The sequence below is a fragment of the Azohydromonas lata NBRC 102462 genome (genome assembly GCF_001571085.1).
Lineage (GTDB): Bacteria > Pseudomonadota > Gammaproteobacteria > Burkholderiales > Burkholderiaceae_C > Azohydromonas > Azohydromonas lata.
The window spans coordinates 54,935-71,514 of the sequence record NZ_BCTC01000001.1 but is presented as its reverse complement, the minus strand read 5'-3'; the positions used below and the strand labels follow the sequence as shown (position 1 = coordinate 71,514).

13 protein-coding genes are annotated in these 16,580 nt (G+C 68.0%); 6 read left to right on the top strand and 7 right to left on the bottom strand.

Going from position 1 to position 16,580, the window contains the following annotated elements; translation table 11 throughout:
- The first annotated feature begins 32 nt into the window (after window positions 1-32).
- Both ALA01S_RS00360 and ALA01S_RS00355 read left to right on the top strand, forming a co-directional pair.
- Complete coding sequence (locus ALA01S_RS00360; RefSeq protein WP_066330557.1) at window positions 33-845, top strand: carbon-nitrogen hydrolase family protein; 813 nt, start codon at window positions 33-35, stop codon at window positions 843-845.
- A gap of 219 nt (window positions 846-1,064) precedes the next feature.
- Window positions 1,065-1,961 carry an NlpC/P60 family protein gene (locus ALA01S_RS00355; protein ID WP_066330556.1) on the top strand — a complete coding sequence of 299 codons (897 nt, stop codon included), beginning with the start codon at window positions 1,065-1,067 and terminating at the stop codon, window positions 1,959-1,961.
- A gap of 76 nt (window positions 1,962-2,037) precedes the next feature.
- Here the strand turns inward: ALA01S_RS00355 and ALA01S_RS00350 are convergent, their stop codons facing one another.
- The 3 genes from ALA01S_RS00350 to ALA01S_RS00340 form a co-directional block, all read right to left on the bottom strand.
- Entirely contained in the window at window positions 2,038-3,276 is a 1,239-nt protein-coding gene (locus ALA01S_RS00350; protein ID WP_084267075.1) for an FAD-dependent monooxygenase, read from the bottom strand.
- Window positions 3,273-3,983, bottom strand: a complete 711-nt coding sequence (locus tag ALA01S_RS00345) for a nucleotidyltransferase family protein (RefSeq protein ID WP_066330555.1) — start codon at window positions 3,981-3,983, stop codon at window positions 3,273-3,275. The genes ALA01S_RS00350 and ALA01S_RS00345 overlap by 4 nt, the downstream gene beginning before the upstream one ends.
- Window positions 3,984-4,559: 576 nt before the next feature.
- The gene (locus tag ALA01S_RS00340) at window positions 4,560-5,138 is read right to left on the bottom strand and encodes a hemerythrin domain-containing protein (protein WP_066330554.1); all 579 of its coding nucleotides are present in this window, start codon (window positions 5,136-5,138) and stop codon (window positions 4,560-4,562) included.
- Between the two features lie 213 nt (window positions 5,139-5,351).
- Between ALA01S_RS00340 and tkt the strand changes: the two genes are divergently transcribed.
- From tkt to ALA01S_RS00325, 3 genes are all read left to right on the top strand, one after another.
- Window positions 5,352-7,403 (top strand): transketolase, encoded by a 2,052-nt coding sequence (tkt, locus tag ALA01S_RS00335; RefSeq protein ID WP_066330553.1) that lies wholly within the window; start codon window positions 5,352-5,354, stop codon window positions 7,401-7,403.
- Between the two features lie 74 nt (window positions 7,404-7,477).
- The gene (gene gap / locus ALA01S_RS00330) at window positions 7,478-8,476 is read left to right on the top strand and encodes a type I glyceraldehyde-3-phosphate dehydrogenase (RefSeq protein ID WP_066330552.1); all 999 of its coding nucleotides are present in this window, start codon (window positions 7,478-7,480) and stop codon (window positions 8,474-8,476) included.
- 194 nt (window positions 8,477-8,670) lie between these two features.
- Entirely contained in the window at window positions 8,671-10,542 is a 1,872-nt protein-coding gene (locus tag ALA01S_RS00325; RefSeq protein ID WP_066330550.1) for a S8 family serine peptidase, read from the top strand.
- 66 nt (window positions 10,543-10,608) lie between these two features.
- Here ALA01S_RS00325 and ALA01S_RS00320 read toward each other — a convergent pair whose 3' ends face one another.
- From ALA01S_RS00320 to ALA01S_RS00310, 3 genes are read right to left on the bottom strand one after another with little or no spacing between them, the layout of a single operon-like run.
- Window positions 10,609-11,478, bottom strand: a complete 870-nt coding sequence (locus tag ALA01S_RS00320) for a hypothetical protein (RefSeq protein ID WP_066330549.1) — start codon at window positions 11,476-11,478, stop codon at window positions 10,609-10,611.
- The gene (locus tag ALA01S_RS00315) at window positions 11,472-12,407 is read right to left on the bottom strand and encodes a biotin--[acetyl-CoA-carboxylase] ligase (RefSeq protein WP_066330548.1); all 936 of its coding nucleotides are present in this window, start codon (window positions 12,405-12,407) and stop codon (window positions 11,472-11,474) included. Before ALA01S_RS00315 ends, ALA01S_RS00320 begins: the two co-directional genes overlap by 7 nt.
- A 44-nt stretch (window positions 12,408-12,451) precedes the next feature.
- The gene (locus tag ALA01S_RS00310; protein WP_066330547.1) at window positions 12,452-12,943 is read right to left on the bottom strand and encodes an SET domain-containing protein; all 492 of its coding nucleotides are present in this window, start codon (window positions 12,941-12,943) and stop codon (window positions 12,452-12,454) included.
- A 111-nt stretch (window positions 12,944-13,054) separates the two neighbouring features.
- On the opposite strand from ALA01S_RS00310, the gene ALA01S_RS00305 reads away from it, so the two are divergent.
- Window positions 13,055-15,664 carry a DNA topoisomerase III gene (locus ALA01S_RS00305; RefSeq protein WP_066330546.1) on the top strand — a complete coding sequence of 870 codons (2,610 nt, stop codon included), beginning with the start codon at window positions 13,055-13,057 and terminating at the stop codon, window positions 15,662-15,664.
- 96 nt (window positions 15,665-15,760) lie between these two features.
- On the opposite strand, the gene cysQ is transcribed toward ALA01S_RS00305, so the two are convergent.
- A complete protein-coding gene (gene cysQ, locus ALA01S_RS00300) occupies window positions 15,761-16,552 on the bottom strand; it encodes a 3'(2'),5'-bisphosphate nucleotidase CysQ (protein WP_066330544.1) in 792 nt (263 codons plus the stop codon).
- Window positions 16,553-16,580 lie beyond the last annotated feature (28 nt).

Below are 16,580 nucleotides of genomic sequence, written 5' to 3'. Positions count from 1 at the left end.
GCCTATCGACGATTGATTGGGAGAACCGCCAGATGAAACTCGCCGCGCTGCAAATGGTCTCCACGCCGGACGTGGACCGCAATCTGAAAGCCGCCGACCGGCTGATTGCCGACGCTGCCGCCCAAGGTGCCACGCTGGCCTCGCTGCCGGAATACTTTTGCCTGATGGGCGAAAACGACCGCGACAAGCTGCGCATCGCGGAAAACGACGGCAGCGGCCCCATCCAGGAGTTCCTTTCCAGCCAGGCCAAAAGCCACGGCCTGTGGCTGATTGGCGGCACGCTGCCCATTCGCGCGCTGGACGGCGCGCGCGTGCGCAACGCCTGCTGCGTCTACGGCCCCAATGGCGAACGCGTCGCGCGCTACGACAAGCTGCATTTATTCGCCTTCGACAACGGCCGCGAACATTACGACGAGGCCGTGGCGCTGGAGCCCGGCGACGCGCCGGTGGCGGTGCAGGCCGGCGATTTGCGCGTGGGTTTGTCCGTCTGCTATGACTTGCGTTTCCCCGAGCTGTATCGCGCCATGAGTTTCGAATCCGGACAGAAGCCGTGCGACGTGATCAGCGTCCCGGCCGCGTTCACCTACACAACGGGAAAAGCCCATTGGGAATTGCTGCTGCGCACCCGCGCCGTGGAAAACCAGTGCTACGTGGTGGCCGCGGCGCAAGGCGGCAAGCACGAAAACGGCCGCCGCACCTGGGGGCACAGCATGGTGATCGACCCGTGGGGCGAGGTTTTGGCGGTGGTTGAAGAAGGCGAGGGCATCGCCATTGCGGAATTCAGCCCCGAGCGCATGGGCGAAGTGCGGGTGCAATTGCCGGCACTGGGGCACAGGCGGATTTAAAAAGCGCCCTTGGCCAGCCGTTTCCAAATAATTGAGCGGCTGGCAAAAATATTTTTCATTCCAATCAGGTTAGAAACGCCGCCATCATTTACCGAGCGGGCACGGCCACGCCGACATCTGGCTTTTATTTCCAAAAATGTGAAGTTACACTCGTCGGCGCGGGATATTGATTCCGCGTCGCAATATTTCCTATACGATATTTTTCAAGAAATGCCTACCATGGACACCAGCATCTACAGTACCTATACCTGGACCTCGATTCCCGCCCCGGGCACTTCGCCAGCCAATGCCCAATTGCTGAAGGCGGCCAAGAGTTTGCTGCAGGGCATTTACGGCTACACCGCCGGCAGCCCGGATTATTTGCCCGGCTCCTACACCTTGCCCGCCAACCCGAACACGGATTACTGGATACACGCGAAAGAGGATACCCACGTGCTGTGGCCGGCAGTGAATGGCCAGCAGGTGATCTGGCGCAGCGTGCCGGGCACGTCGCCGCAATACTGGAGCGGCACGGTGCAGGAAGCCCGCGTCGCCGATAGAGGAGCCAATACCAACACGGTGGCCGACTGCCATACCGATTGCAGCGGCTTCATCACATCTTTATTCACCTACGTCAACAGCCAGGGCATCACCACCGCATTTTCCGATTGGCAGGCAGGCCAGGACAATTCCATACCCGAGGCGGGCTGTTTCGATCCGCCGGACACGGGCGACGGCCTGTGCCAAAGCCCCAATGCGAAGAATTACTTCACCTGTTTCACCCGGGGCCTCAATGGCTTTCAACCCGTGACCCTGGCCGAAATCCAGCCGGGCGATTTATTGGCATTTGCCAACACCAAGAACCAGAGCGACAGCGGACACGTGATGCTGGTCGTGGCGGTGAGCCAGGATCCATCGGACAAGAGCGGCAATACCCAGTTCGTGGTCGTGGCCGATGAAACCATGGACGCGCATGACGACGATTCCCGCGGGACGACACAACACGGGGTGGGTTTAGGGATTGCCAAACTCGTCCAGACCAGCGTCGGGCTGGAGTTTTATTGGAAGGGGAGCAGCGTGGCAGCGCAACAGTGTGCACCGGCGTTGGGGAGGGCGGTGGTGAATCAGTTGTTGTAATGCCGGTCGGTAGAACGGCATTTTTAAATTTCAAAATCAGCACCCAAACAAAAAAAGGCGCCATCGGCGCCTTTTTTTACCTTCTCCCAAACATCATCTGCCGCGCCAGCGCCGATTTCAACGGCGGCACCGCCTGCAATAAAGCCAGGCCCAGCGCCCGCGCCGTCGGCAATCCCGGGACTTGCCAGGTAAACGTGCGCGCCAGGAAATCGGTGACGGCGATGGTGCTCCAGCGGTCCGGGGCGCGTTGAAACTCAACGCGGCGCAGGGCGGATTCGATGGAATCCGCGCGCTTGAGCGCGTGCACCAAGGTATAGGCGTCACGCAAACCCAGGTTCAAACCCTGGCCCGCCACCGGGTGCAGGGTTTGGGCGGCATTGCCGATTCTCACGGTGCGCTCGCGCGCCAAAGTCCGCTCGGCATTCAGCCCAAGCGCAAAGGCTTTCATGGGCGTCAATGAAACCAGCCGCCCGGCTTCGGCCGGGAATATCGAGGACAAAACCGCCAGGCGCTGGGCGTCGGTCAAATCCTTCACCGGGTCGTCGCTGCTGTCCACGCACCACACCAGCGAGGCGCGCTGCTCGCCGTCCGCGCCCATAGGTAATGGGAGTAAGGCAGCCGGGCCTTGGCGGGTAAATCGTTCTATGGCCAGGCCGGGGCGGGCGCCTTGCAGGGTGACGGTGCCAATCCAGGCCGTCTGGCCGTAGTCGCGCGCGATGGTCTTGCGCGCCTGCTCGGCAAAGACGCCGCCCTCGGCCACCACGGCCAGGTCGTAGGTTTCGGCGATGCCGGCATCCACTTCCACGCCGCCGGGCACGGGCTTGAACGAAGCCACGGGGGTGCCGAAGCGGGTGAACAGGCGTTGCGGCTCACCTTGGGCCTGCTCAAACCAAGCGCGCTGCAGCGGCGCGACCACCGCGCCGTAGGACAACACGGCGCCCAGCATGGGCACGCCTTCGTCGCGGGCGCGGATGTTCACCTGTGGCTGGCCACCCAGGGGCAACGTACCGGGAGGCTGTTGCGAAACCATCACCTCCTGGATGGGCTGCGCGCTGGCGGCATCCCAGGCGCGCAACTGCTGGAGCATCTGCACACTGCCCAGCGAGAGGGCCAGCACGCGGGGGTCGCCGCTCACGTCCTTGTCGGCGGGGCGGGCGTCGAACAGCGTGATTTGCGCCTGCGGCAGATGGCGCGCGGCCAGCAGGCCCAGCGCCAGGCCCACCGGGCCGGCGCCCACCACGGCAATGCGCAGGGGCGGCGCGCCGACGGCGGCGGAGGTGGCCTGCGGGGAGGAGATAGGGGTGCTGCTGCTCATGCTTGTCGTCCGTCTTGTGCGTTCAGGGCGGCCAGGCGTTCAGGCGTGCCCACGTCGGTCCAGGCGCCGCTCCAGCGCTCGGCGCCCAACGCGCGGCGGGCCATGGCCGCTTCCAGGTAGGGGCGCAGCGGCGCCTTGGTGCCCGGCGGCAGGTCGGCCATCAGCTCTTCCACGAAGCCGTGGCGGAACAGCCCCAGGCTGGTCCAGGTGAATTTCTCGTCGGCCTCGCGCACGGCCAGGCCGTCGCGGATGCCGAAGTCGCCCGCGGGGTGGTGGGGCGGATTGCCGGTCAGCCAGAGCTTGCCGAGCTGGCCGCTGGCTTCGAAACGGCGCACCGCGTCGGCGTCAAAGGGAAATTGCGGCGTGAACACGTCGCCGGAGACCACCCAGAAGATTTCGCCCAGCAACGGCAGCGCTTTTTTCATGCCGCCCGCGGTTTCCAGCGCGCCGCCGTGGTCGCGGCCCTCGTGGGAATACAGGATCTCCACGCCATAGCGCGCGCCGTCGCCCAGCGCGGGCTCGAACTGCTCCTCCAGCCACGCGGTGTTGACCACCACGCGGCGCACGCCCGCGCGCGCCAGGTTGAGCAGGTGCCATTCGATGAGCCGCCGTCCCTGCACGGACAGCAGCGGTTTGGGGGTCTGGTCGCTCAGCGGGCGCATGCGCTCGCCGCGGCCGGCGGCCAGGATCAGGGCAGTCACGGTCATGCGCGGCAGTGTAGGTGGGGCCTTTCCACGCCTCTTTGACGCGCCTGTGCACAAGGCTGTGATCAGCTTGAACAACAACTTGGGCTTGTCCACAGCCCCCACCCCTTCGCCGACGTTTGTTCTCTGTTGGCCCCTTTGCAATCAGGCGGCCGGTCCCCAGCCTTCGATCGCGCGCAAGTTCGCGAGGGAAAAGAACAAACTCCGGTTATCCACAGGCCAGGGCGGGGCCTACCACGACGACTACTTTTAAAAATGAACTTCTTTGGGAAAGAAAAACACGCGAATCAGGACGAGCGGAGGGATCCCAAAAGCCGAAAAGCCCGGAAAACGGCTTCGCGGGGGATAGGGCAGTGGAGAAGCTGTGAGGGGCTCAAGCCTTGTTCACAGCCGGGTTGAGAAACCGGCTGGAAAGCGAAAAACGCTTTCGGGACAAGTGCTTGGATAAGTTGTGGCCTGCAGGCGGCTTGTGCACAGGCGCATCCGAACCCCGTCTTCTCAGGGCGAAAAGGGCCAATGAAAACGCCGGCGCAAGGGCCGGCGTGCAGGGGAGGGGCGAAGAAGAAGGGCTGCGGGTGCTCAGCCGCCCAGCCCGATCGGCGCGGGCGCCATGTTCAGGATGCGGGTGAAGAGGGGGCGGTACAGGTCGTCCGGCTCGTGCCCGGTGAGCGGGTCGCGGTTGCTTTCGAAAGCGGTGTCCATCTCGGCCCAGTCTTCCGGCAGCAGGTGCGCTTCGGCGGCGGGCAGGATGAGGTTTTCCTCCGTGCCCATGTGCGAGAGATAGAACGTGATGTAGCGCTCGGCCGCGGCTTCGAATTCGGCGCGGCGGGACTCGCCCATCATCTCGAAGGCCAGCAGTGCGTGCTCCAGGCGGCGGATGGCGCGTTCGCCCTGCTCGTGGTCGGCGTCCAGCGCGTCCAGCACGGGGACGAGCTCCGGGCAGCGCTCGCGCAGCCGCGGAAACAGCAGTTGCGTCTCCTTGGTGTGGTGCAGCCGCTCGGGGAACTCGTCGATGTAGAAGAGCATGGAGCGCAGCAGCTCGAAGTTGGGCGCCGTGCCCTCGCGCCGCGACTGCGTCAGCAGCATGGACAGCGAGCGCAGCATGGCCGCCAGGGCCTGGTGTTCTTCGCGGATGATGGTGAGCGTGGCGTGGCGCATGGCAGGTTTCCATTGGCGTGCGTGGCGACACGCCAGCGTGGCAGCGCGGCGCGGCGGCGTTTTGACGGCGATCAAGGCTCTTGAGCCCGCCGCGCCGCGTGACAGTCGGCCGCCTTGCGTGGGCTGGCCGACCGGCTTGATCCGGCTGCGGCAGGTGCGGCATTGGGGGCGGCTTAAAATCCGCGTTTTTGCTGCTTTCAGGCCTGAACCCGCATGGACCTCGTCGCCGATCTCCCCCGTGAAACCGCCCAGGACCCCAGCACCCTGATGGCCAACGCCATCCGCGCGCTGGCCATGGATGCCGTGCAGCAAGCCAATTCCGGCCACCCCGGCGCGCCCATGGGCATGGCCGACATCGCCGTGGCACTCTGGGGCCGCCACCTGCGCCACAACCCCACCAACCCGCAGTGGGCCGACCGCGACCGTTTCGTCCTCTCCAACGGCCACGGCTCCATGCTGATCTACGCGCTGCTGCACCTGTCGGGCTACGCGCTGTCCTTGGACGACCTGCGCGCCTTCCGCCAGATGCACAGCAAGACCCCGGGGCACCCCGAGGTCGGCATCACCCCGGGCGTGGAAACCACCACCGGCCCGCTGGGCCAGGGCATCACCAACGCGGTGGGCATGGCGCTGGCCGAGAAGCTGCTGGCCGCGGAGTTCAACCGCGAAGGCCACACGGTGGTGGACCACCGCACCTACGCCTTCCTGGGTGATGGCTGCCTGATGGAGGGCATCAGCCACGAGGCCTGCGCCCTGGCCGGCGCCTGGAAGCTCGACAAGCTCACCGCCCTGTACGACGACAACGGCATCAGCATCGACGGCCAGGTCTCGCCCTGGTACGTGGACGATGCCCGCAAGCGCTTCGAGGCCTACGGCTGGAACGTCATCGGCCCCGTGGACGGCCACGACGCCAACGCCGTGGACGAGGCCTTGCAGGCCGCCAAGGCCCACACCGGCCAGCCCACGCTGGTGATCTGCAAGACCAACATCGGCCACGGATCGCCCAACCGCGCCGGCACCGCCAAGGCCCACGGCGAGGCCCTGGGCCACGACGAGATCGCGCTCACCCGCGCCAAGCTGGGCTGGAGCCACGAGCCCTTCGTCATCCCCGACGAGGCCTATGCCGCCTGGGACGCCAAGGAGCGCGGCGCCGCCGTCCAAGCCGAGTGGCAGCAGCGCTTCGACGCCTACGCCGCCGCCTTCCCCGAGCTGGCCGCCGAGTTCCAGCGCCGCATGGCCGGCGAGCTGCCCGCCAACTTCGCGCAGACCGCCGTGGACGCCGCCATCGCCGCCCACGAGAAGGCCGAGACCGTCGCCACCCGCAAGGCCAGCCAGATCGCCCTGGAAGCGTTCACCAAGGCGCTGCCCGAGCTGCTGGGCGGCTCCGCGGACCTCACGGGCTCCAACCTCACCAACACCAGCAGCACGCCCGCGCTGCGCTTTGACGAGAGTGGAAAACCCAACGGCGGCCGCCACATCAACTACGGCGTCCGCGAGTTCGGCATGGCCGCGATCATGAACGGCGTGGCGCTGCACGGCGGCTACATCCCCTACGGCGGCACCTTCCTGACCTTCAGCGACTACAGCCGCAACGCCATCCGCATGGCCGCGCTGATGAAGACGCGCGTGGTGCACGTGTTCACGCACGACTCCATCGGCCTGGGCGAAGACGGCCCCACCCACCAGAGCGTGGAGCACGCCGCCTCGCTGCGCCTGATCCCCAACCTGGACGTGTGGCGCCCGGCCGACACGGCCGAGACGGCGGTGGCCTGGAGCTGCGCGCTGCTCAACAAGACGCGCCCCTCCGCGCTGCTGCTGAGCCGCCAGAACCTGCCGTACCTGCCCAAGGCCGGCCTGGACGAGATCGCCAAGGGCGCCTACGTGCTGGCCGAGCCCAGCGAAGTGGGCCTGAAGAAGAAGGCGCAGGCCGTGATCGTGGCCACGGGCAGCGAGGTGGCCCTGGCGCTGAACGCGCAGCAGCAGCTCGCCGTGGCCGGCATCGCCGTGCGCGTGGTCTCGGTGCCCAGCACCACCACGTTCGATCGCCAGAGCCGCGCCTACAAGACGTCCGTGCTGCCCGAAGGCCTGCCGCGCATCGCCGTGGAGGCGGGCGTGACCGACTTCTGGTGGAAGTACGGCTGCGCCGCCGTGGTGGGCATCGACACCTACGGCGAGAGCGCGCCGGCGGGCGTGCTGTTCAAGCACTTCGGCTTCACCGCCGAGAACGTGGCCGCCACCGTGCGCGCCGTGCTCGGCAAGAAGTGATCGTTTAGTTGGCCTGCGCCGCCCGCGGGCGGCGGCGCCGGGCGGTTGGTTTTTTTCAGCAGGAGACTTTCGAGATGACCATCAAGATCGGTATCAATGGTTTCGGCCGCATCGGCCGCATGGTGTTCCGTGCCGCGGTGCAGAACTTCAACGACATCGAGGTGGTCGGCATCAACGACCTGCTCGAACCCGACTACCTGGCCTACATGCTGAAGTACGACAGCGTGCACGGCCGCTTCAAGGGCGACGTGGCGGTGGAGGGCAGCAACCTCATCGTCAACGGCAAGACGATCCGCCTGACCGCCGTCAAGAACCCCGAAGAGCTCAAGTGGGACGAGATCGGCGCCGACATCGTCGTCGAGTCCACCGGCCTGTTCCTGACCAAGGAAACCGCCGAGAAGCACCTGAAGGCCGGCGCCAAGAAGGTGATCATGTCCGCGCCGTCCAAGGACGACACGCCCATGTTCGTCTACGGCGTCAACGACAAGACCTACGCCGGCCAGGCCATCATCTCCAACGCCTCGTGCACCACGAACTGCCTGGCGCCCGTGGCCAAGGTCCTGAACGACAAGTGGGGCATCAAGCGCGGCCTGATGACCACCGTGCACGCCGCCACTGCCACGCAAAAGACCGTGGACGGCCCGTCCAACAAGGACTGGCGCGGTGGCCGCGGCATCCTGGAAAACATCATTCCGTCCTCCACGGGTGCCGCCAAGGCCGTGGGCGTGGTCATCCCTGAGCTGAACAAGAAGCTCACCGGCATGTCCTTCCGCGTGCCCACCTCCGACGTGTCGGTGGTGGACCTGACGGTGGAGCTCAACGCCGAAGCCTCCTACGCCGAGATCTGCGCCGAGATGAAGGCCCAGAGCCAGGGCGCGCTCAAGGGCGTGCTGGGCTACACCGAGGACAAGGTCGTGGCCACGGACTTCCGCGGCGAGCCCTGCACCTCCGTGTTCGACGCCGAAGCCGGCATCGCCCTGGACAAGACCTTCTTGAAGGTCGTGGCCTGGTACGACAACGAGTGGGGCTACTCCAACAAGGTGCTGGACATGGTGCGCGTCGTGGCCGCCTGAGGCTGCCCACCCGCTGCCCGCGTCTTCGCGACGTGACGAAGCCGCCCCCCGGGGCGGCTTTTTCTTTTTTGGGCGCGGCCCCAAGGCGTCAGGCCATCAGTGCTGTTGCGCTGGTGCGCGCTGTCGCGAAGCCGCTGTTGGCGGCCCTATAGTGACCCGCTGCGACTGACTTCAGGACCACCATGAGGAAAGTGATGAACAACGCGGCGATGACCGCGACGGCGCTGGCGTTGCTGGGCTTCGGCGGCACGGCGTGGGCGGAATTGCCGGCTGCGGCCCTTGCGCCGGTGTTTAGGCCGCAGTTGGCCAACGGGCTGATCGTGCAATTGCGTGACGCGCCTACGCACGCGCAGGTGGCGCGTGAGCAGGCCCAGGCCGCTGACGGCCACAGCGCCCGAGGGCAGGCGCACCGCGAGCGGCTGCAGCACGTGCTGCAGGCCGCGTCGCTGGACCGCGCGACCATAGACGTGCCTTCGGCGCCGCGCATTGCGGACACGGGCAGTGCCTCGCAGGTGCTGCGCTTCGAACGCATGATGACCCTGGACGAGGCCCGCCGCCTGGCCAAGCGGCTGGCCGCCCGCGGCGACGTGCTTTGGGCCGAGCCCAACACGCTGGAGCGCCCGCAGCAAAGCACCTCGGTCAGCGACCCTTATTACTTCGCCAACGCCTCCAATTCGTTCAACACGGAAGGCCAGTGGTGGCTGTTTGGAGTGAATGGCGCCAGCGGCAGCGCCAAGGCCGACCGGCGCCGCGGCGTGCCGGACTTCCTGACGGCGTGGGGCACTTTCAACGGCTCCACCGCGGCAGCGGTGCCTGTGGCCGTGCTGGACACCGGCATCACGCCACACGCCGACCTCGCGGGCCACATAGGCACCGGCTACGACTTCGTGAGCACCGTGGCCTCAGCGGGTGACGGCGGTGGCCGCGACACGGACCCGACCGACCCGGGGGACTTCGTCAGCAGCGACGACCGCACCGCCAATCCCAATTTCTTCGCTTCCGATTGCGGTGCCACCAGCAGTTGGCACGGCACCAAGATCGCCGGGCTGATCGCCGCCCTGACCAACAACAACGCCGGCGTGGCCGGCGCCAACTGGAACGCCGTGGTGCTGCCCGTGCGCGTGGCGGGCAAGTGCGGGGCGGAGGTGGCCGACATCGTGGATGGCATCCGCTGGTCGGCGGGTTTGGAGCTCACGGGCTTCGCGGCGCAGAGCCTGCCGCGGGCACGCATCATCAACATCAGCTTCGGCGGCACCGCCGACTGCACCAGCACCGACGAGGGGCGGCTCTACCAGCAGGCCATAGACGCGGCGCGTGCCGTCGGTGCCGTGGTGGTGGCCGCCGCTGGCAACGAGCACACCGCGCCCACGCGCCCGGCCAACTGCAGCAACGTCATCGGTGTGGGCGCGCTCAACCGCGACGGCTTCAAGGCCACCTATTCCAATTTCGGCTCCTCGCTGGTGATTTCCACGGTGGGCGGCGATCCCACCGATTCCGGCAACTGGGGCAGTGCCTTGGGCGACAGCGGGCTGCTGACGACCAGCAACGGCGGCAGCACGACGGCGGGCAGTGCGACTTACGCCTCTGTGTTCGGCACCAGCTTCTCCGCGCCGCTGGTGTCCGCGGCCATCAGCCTGATGCTTGGGCGCAATGGGGCGCTCACGGCGGATCAGATCGTGGCCGGGCTGCAGGCCAGCGCACGGCCGCACGTGACTTCCACGGTGATGGCCCAGTGCTCCGACGCCAACCCCGGGCGCTGCATCTGCACGGAAGCCACCTGCGGCAAGGGCATCCTGGACGTGCCCCGCGCCCTGGCCTACGCCGCAGCGCCTTCCACCACGCTTTCGCCGGTGGCGGCGGCCAACATCGACAGCACGGACCTGACCAACGCGCACACCGCCAATACCCAGGACCGCAGCGCCAACCCCGTGGTGCCCACTACCCCGGCCGGCCCGTGCGGGCGCGACAACGTGTGCGCCGGCGCCATGCAGCCGGGCTGGCTGCTGGGCCTGCTGGCGGCCTCGGGGGCGCTGCTGTGTAGGCGCCGACGCCGCGCGGCGCAGTAAGGCGGGCCTGAGCCGGCGCGCTGCCCGGAAGGGCCGCGCGCCGCGCCATCACCTGCCCGTCAAGGGTCAGCTCTTGGCCGGCTTGCGGCAGCCGCGGAAGCCGCCGCGCAGGGCCGGCGTGGGCTCCATGCCGGCGATCATGGAGCGCACCTCGTCGGTCGGCCGCTCCACGCGCAGCAGCGTGGCCGCGGCTTCGCTGGTGGACACCACGCGCGCCTGGCGCGGGCCGCGCGCGTCCTGCAGGGCCGCCAGCGCCGCTTCGGCCTGCGAGGCCTGGGCGTGGCGGCTGAACACCAGGCCCGGCTCCAGCGCCGGCAGGTCGCGCGCGAGCTCGGCGCGCACGCCCTGCTTGCGCAGCTCGTCCAGGCGGCGCTGCGCGGCGCGCTGGTCCGACATCTTGCCCAGGTAGACCAGGTAGGCCGGCGCGGGCATGAGCGTCTGCCGGCGCCAGGTGCCCTTGGGCAGCGCGGCCAGCGCGGCTTCGGCCGCGGGCAGGGTTTGGGCGTCGAAGGGGCCGGCTTCCAGGCACACGGCGTTGAGCGCCGTCACCGCGCCGGACACCGCACCCTTGCCGCCGGCGGCGGTGGAGGCGCCCACGCCCGCGGCCACGGCGACAGCGGCGGCCGCGGCCGCCGCGGTGGAGACGGTCAGCGTCTCGTTGGAGGACGAGCCCTGGGACACCGCCGCCTTGCCGCCCTGCGCCGTCACGGCGGAGGCCGGGGCGGCCGAGGTACCGCGCGACGCGTTGGGCAGGCTGGACTCGTTCGCGTCCGGGGCGGCCGCGTCCGGCAGCACTTCCACGCTGTCGGGTTTGATCTGCTGTTCGAGGCGTGCGGGCTCGCGTTCGGTCTGGCCCGTGAAGTCGCCCAACAGCAGCCAGGCCAGCAAAATGAGGTTGAGCAGCAGCAGCGCCGCCGTGAGGCGGCGCGTCAGCACTGGTCGTCCGCCGCGGCTGCGGCCGGATCGGCCTGGCCGGACAGGCGCACGCTCACCTCGCCGCTGGACAGACGCTGCAGCCCTTGGGCCGTTTCCACCAGCAGCGCGCCGTCCTCGGCCACGCCGCGGGCCGTGCCTTCCAGCGCGGGGGCGGTGGTGGTCACGGGGCGGTCCAGCAGCAGGTCGCGCCGCGCGTAGCGCTCGGCAAACGGCTTGAAGCCTTCGCGCTCGTGCTGGCGCAGGGCTTCCACCAGCGCCAGCGCCACGCGGTGCAGCACGTCAGGCGGGGTGATGTCCACTTCCAACTCGTTCAGGCTGGCGAAGCCGTTGGCCACGTCGCGCACGGGCTGCGGGAGCAGGTTCAGGCCCACGCCGATGACGGCCATGCGCTGGCGGCCCACGGCCACGGTTTCGATCAGCACACCGCCGAGCTTGCGGCCGACGACGGCGGGGTCCAGGAGCCACAGGTCGTTGGGCCACTTCAGCGCGATGCGCGGCGCCTGGCCGGGGGCCAGCGGGTCCAGGGCGTCGGCCAGTGCCACGCCCACGCTCAGCGACAGGCCGGACCAGTCCGCGGGCTCGTAGGGCAGCGACAGCGAGAAGGTGAGCGAGGCGCCGGGCGTGGACTGCCAGTTGCGCCCAAGGCGGCCGCGGCCGCGCGTCTGGTGCTCGGCCACGAGCAGGCAGGGTTGCGTGTCGTCGGCGCGGCGGCCCAGCGGCGTGGGCGGCTCGCCGCGCGAGGGCAGCGCTTCAGGCGAGCGGTAGAGCGCACGCTCGTGGCGGCCGCCGCCGGACAGCCGCGCGCGTTCCAGCAGCCGGGTGTTGGTGGAGTCGGCATGCGCCACGACTTCGACGCAAAGCCCCGGCAGCAGCGGCTGCAACTGCCGCCACAGGGTTTCGGCTTGCCAGTGCAGGCGGGATTCGTTCATGACAGGCTTAACGGGTGGCAGGTCCGCTTCGTGGACCGGGCGTTTCAGCGTTTCTTCTTCTTGGGCGCGAGCATGGTGCCGCGGCATTCGTCGTGGCCGCAGTGGCAGGCGAAGCGCTTCTTGAGCGCGGCGGTGTAGCGCTCGTCGATGATCAGGCCGTAGTCGAAGAACAGCTCCTCGCCGGCCTGCAGCGGGCGCAGCGCCTTGATGAAGACGCGGCCCTCGTCCTCCTCGGCCTCGCAGTTGGGAACGCAGGCGTGGTTGATCCAGCGCGAGGCGTTGCCGCCGTGCCCGCCGTCTATCACGCGCTCGTCATCGACGTGGAAGTAGAAAGTGTGGTCAGGGTTGCTGGGGTCATGCGGGTGGCGGCGCAGCGCCTCTTCCCAGGTGATGACCTCGCCCTTGTATTCAAGAATGGTGTCGCCCTCGGCAATGGCTTGCAGGGCGAAAACGCCCTTGCCGTGCACGCCGGAGCGGCGCACCTGGATGCGGCGGCCACGGGCAGATTGGGGCTCGGCTTGCACGGAGGGCTTCATTCGGTACATTGATTTCATGGGCGCACGCATGCACGTGCGTGCGCGCGAGAGACACGGATTGTAGGCACGCAGGCCGCCCAAGTCGGCCTGCGGCCGTTTGAACAAGACACCATGAGCAAATCGCTGATCATTGCCGAGAAACCCAGCGTCGCGCAGGACATCGTGCGCGCGCTCACGCCCGTCGCGGGCAAGTTCGAAAAGCTCGCCGAGCACTTCGAGAACGACCGCTACGTGGTCACCTCCGCCGTGGGCCACCTGGTGGAGATCAAGGCGCCGGAGGCCTACGAGGTCAAGCGCGGCAAATGGAGCTTCAACCATCTGCCCGTCATACCGCCGCACTTCGAGCTGGCGCCCATAGACAAGGCCAAGTCGCGGCTCAACGCCGTGGTGAAGCTCGTCAAGCGCAAGGACGTCACCGAGCTGATCAACGCCTGTGACGCCGGGCGCGAGGGCGAGCTGATCTTCCGCCTCCTCGTCCAGTACGCCGCGGGCGACAAGAAGCCGATCGACAAGCCCGTGCGCCGCCTGTGGCTGCAGAGCATGACGCCGCAGGCCATCCGCGACGGCTTCGACAAGCTGCGCAGCGACGAGCAGATGCGCGGCCTGTCGGATGCCGCGCGCAGCCGCAGCGAGGCCGACTGGCTGGTGGGCATCAACGGCACGCGCGCCATGACGGCCTTCAACTCGCGCGACGGCGGCTTCTTCCTCACCACCGTGGGCCGGGTGCAGACGCCCACGCTGTCCATCGTGGTCGAGCGCGAAGAGAAGATCCGCAAGCACGTGGCACGTCCGTACTGGGAAGTGAAGGCCACCTTCGACGCCCAGGCCGGCCAGTACGAGGGCAAGTGGTTCGATCCCAAGTTCAAGAAGGACCCCAACGACGCCGAGACCCGCGCCGACCGGCTGTGGGACGAGGCCACGGCCCGCGCCATCGCCCAGGCCGTGCAGGGCCAGCCCGCCAGCGTCACCGAGGAGGCCAAGCCCAGCACGCAGAGCAGCCCGGGCCTGTACGACCTGACCACGCTGCAGCGCGAGGCCAACTCGCGCTTCGGCTTCTCGGCCAAGACGACGCTGTCCATCGCCCAGGCGCTGTACGAAAAGCACAAGGTGCTGACCTACCCGCGGACGGACTCGCGCTTCCTGCCCGAGGACTACGTCGACGTCGCGCTGGACACCTTCAACCTGATCGCCAACGAGGACCTGCCCGGCCCGCTGCGCGAGCTGAGCCTGCACGCGCGCAAGGCGCTCAACGAGGGCTACGTCAAGCCGACCAAGCGCGTCTTCGACAACGCCAAGGTGTCTGACCACTTCGCCATCATCCCGACCATGCAGGCGCCCAAGAGCCTGACCGAGATCGAGGCCAAGCTGTACGACCTGGTGGTCAAGCGCTTCATCGCCGTGTTCTACCCGGCGGCCGAGTTCATGGTCACGACGCGCATCAGCACCGTGAAGGCCGAGGGCAAGGAGCACCAGTTCCAGACCAACGGCAAGGTGCTGGTCAAGCCGGGCTGGCTGGCCGTCTACGGCCGCGAGGAACAGCAGGGCGACGCCTCGCTCGTCCCCGTGGACAAGGGCGAGATGGTGCGCACCGAGGCCGTGGACGTGCTCTCGCTCAAGACCAAGCCGCCCGCGCGCTACACCGAAGCCACGCTGCTGTCGGCCATGGAAGGCGCGGGCAAGCTGGTGGATGACGACGAGCTGCGCTCGGCCATGGCCGAGAAGGGCCTGGGCACGCCAGCCACGCGCGCGGCCATCATCGAAGGCCTCATCACCGAGAAGTACCTGCTGCGCGAGGGGCGCGAGCTCATCGCCACGGCCAAGGCTTTCCAGCTCATGACGCTGCTGCGCGGTCTGGCCGTGGAAGACCTGACCAAGCCTGAGCTCACCGGCAACTGGGAATACCAGCTCTCGCAGATGGAGCACGGCAAGCTCAAGCGCGAGGAGTTCATGGCGGCCATCGCGGCCATGGCCGAGCGCATCGTGCGCAAGGCCAAGGAGTACGACCGCGACACCATTCCCGGCGACTACGTCACCCTCTCCGTGCCTTGCCCCAACTGCGGCGGCGTGATCAAGGAGAACTACCGGCGCTTCAGCTGCGTGGGCCGCAACGGCGGCGCGGCCGGCCAGGCCGAGGGCGCGGGCTGCGGCTTCAGCATCACCAAGATCCCGGCCGGGCGCAGCTTCGAGCTCAACGAGGTCGAGCACTTGTTGCGCGAGCACCATATCGGCCCGCTGGAAGGCTTCCGCTCCAAGGCCGGCTGGCCGTTCACGGCCGAGCTCAGGCTCGTGCGCGACGAGGAGCTGCACAACTGGAAGATGGAGTTCGACTTCGGCGAGGACGCCAAGAAGGCCGAGGAGGGCGGCGAGGACGTGGACTTCAGCGAGCAGGAGAGCGTGGGCAGCTGTCCCAAGTGCAAGGGCCACATCTACGAGCACGGCGTCAACTACGTGTGCGAGCACGCCGTGGGCGCGCACGTGAGCTGCGACTTCAAGACCGGCAAGGTCATCCTGCAGCAGCCCGTCTCGCGCGAGCAGATGGCCAAGCTGCTGGCCACGGGCAAGACCGACTTGCTGGACGGCTTCGTCTCCAACAAGACGCGGCGCAAGTTCAAGGCCTTCCTGACCTACGACAAGAAGGAAGGCAAGGTCGGCTTCGAGTTCGAGCCCCGCGCGGCCAAGGTGCCGGCCAAGAAGGCGGCGCGCAAGGTGGCAGCGGAGTAAGCCGGCATACAGCGCTGAAAACGGCAGCGGCCGGCGGGTGGTGAGCCCGCCGGCCGCTTTTTCATGGGCGCGTCTCAGGCGCCCATCAATACTTGCTCAGGCCTGGCCCGCCGCCACGAAATGCGGGTTGTCGAAGCCCGGCTTGCCGTAGGTGAGCGGCGCGCCGTTGTCCACGCGGCTGACGCTGCCGCCGGCGGCGGCCAGCACGGCGTGGCCGGCGGCGATGTCCCATTCCATGGTGCGGCCCAAGCGCGGGTAGAGGTCCGCTTCGCCAGCGGCCACCAGGCACAGCTTCAGCGACGAGCCCGCGCTGCGGAACTCGGCCACCTTGCGGCCGTTGAGGAAGGCGTTCATCGCGTCCGCGTCGCCGTGCGAGCGGCTGCCCACCACCGTCAGCCCCTCGTCCGGCACCGCGCGCACCTGGATGGCTTGGCGCTGGCCGGCGTGCTCCATGTAGGCACCCAGGCCCTGGGCGCCGGCGTAGAGCTTGTCCAGCGCCGGGGTGTAGACCACGCCCATCACCGGCTGCCCCTGGCGCACCAGCGCCACGTTGACGGTGAACTCGCCGTTGCGGCTGATGAACTCCTTGGTGCCGTCCAGCGGATCGACCAGCCAGAACTGGTCCTCCACCGCCTCCGGCACGCCGCCGGCGGCCACGGCCTCTTCGGCCACCACGGGAATGCCGGGGAAGAGCTTGGCCAGGCCCTTGAGCAGCAGCGCCTCGGCCTTCTCGTCGGCCTCGGTGACGGGGGACGCGTCGTTCTTGCCGCGCACGGCGAAGTCGGTGGCGTAGATGTCCATGATCAGCGCGCCGGCGTCACGCGTGAGCTTGGCGATGGCGTCCAGACCGGCGGCGGACAAGGGTTCCAGGGGCTGGGAAGAGGTCATGCAGGTCGCTCCAAGCGGACGTGATTAG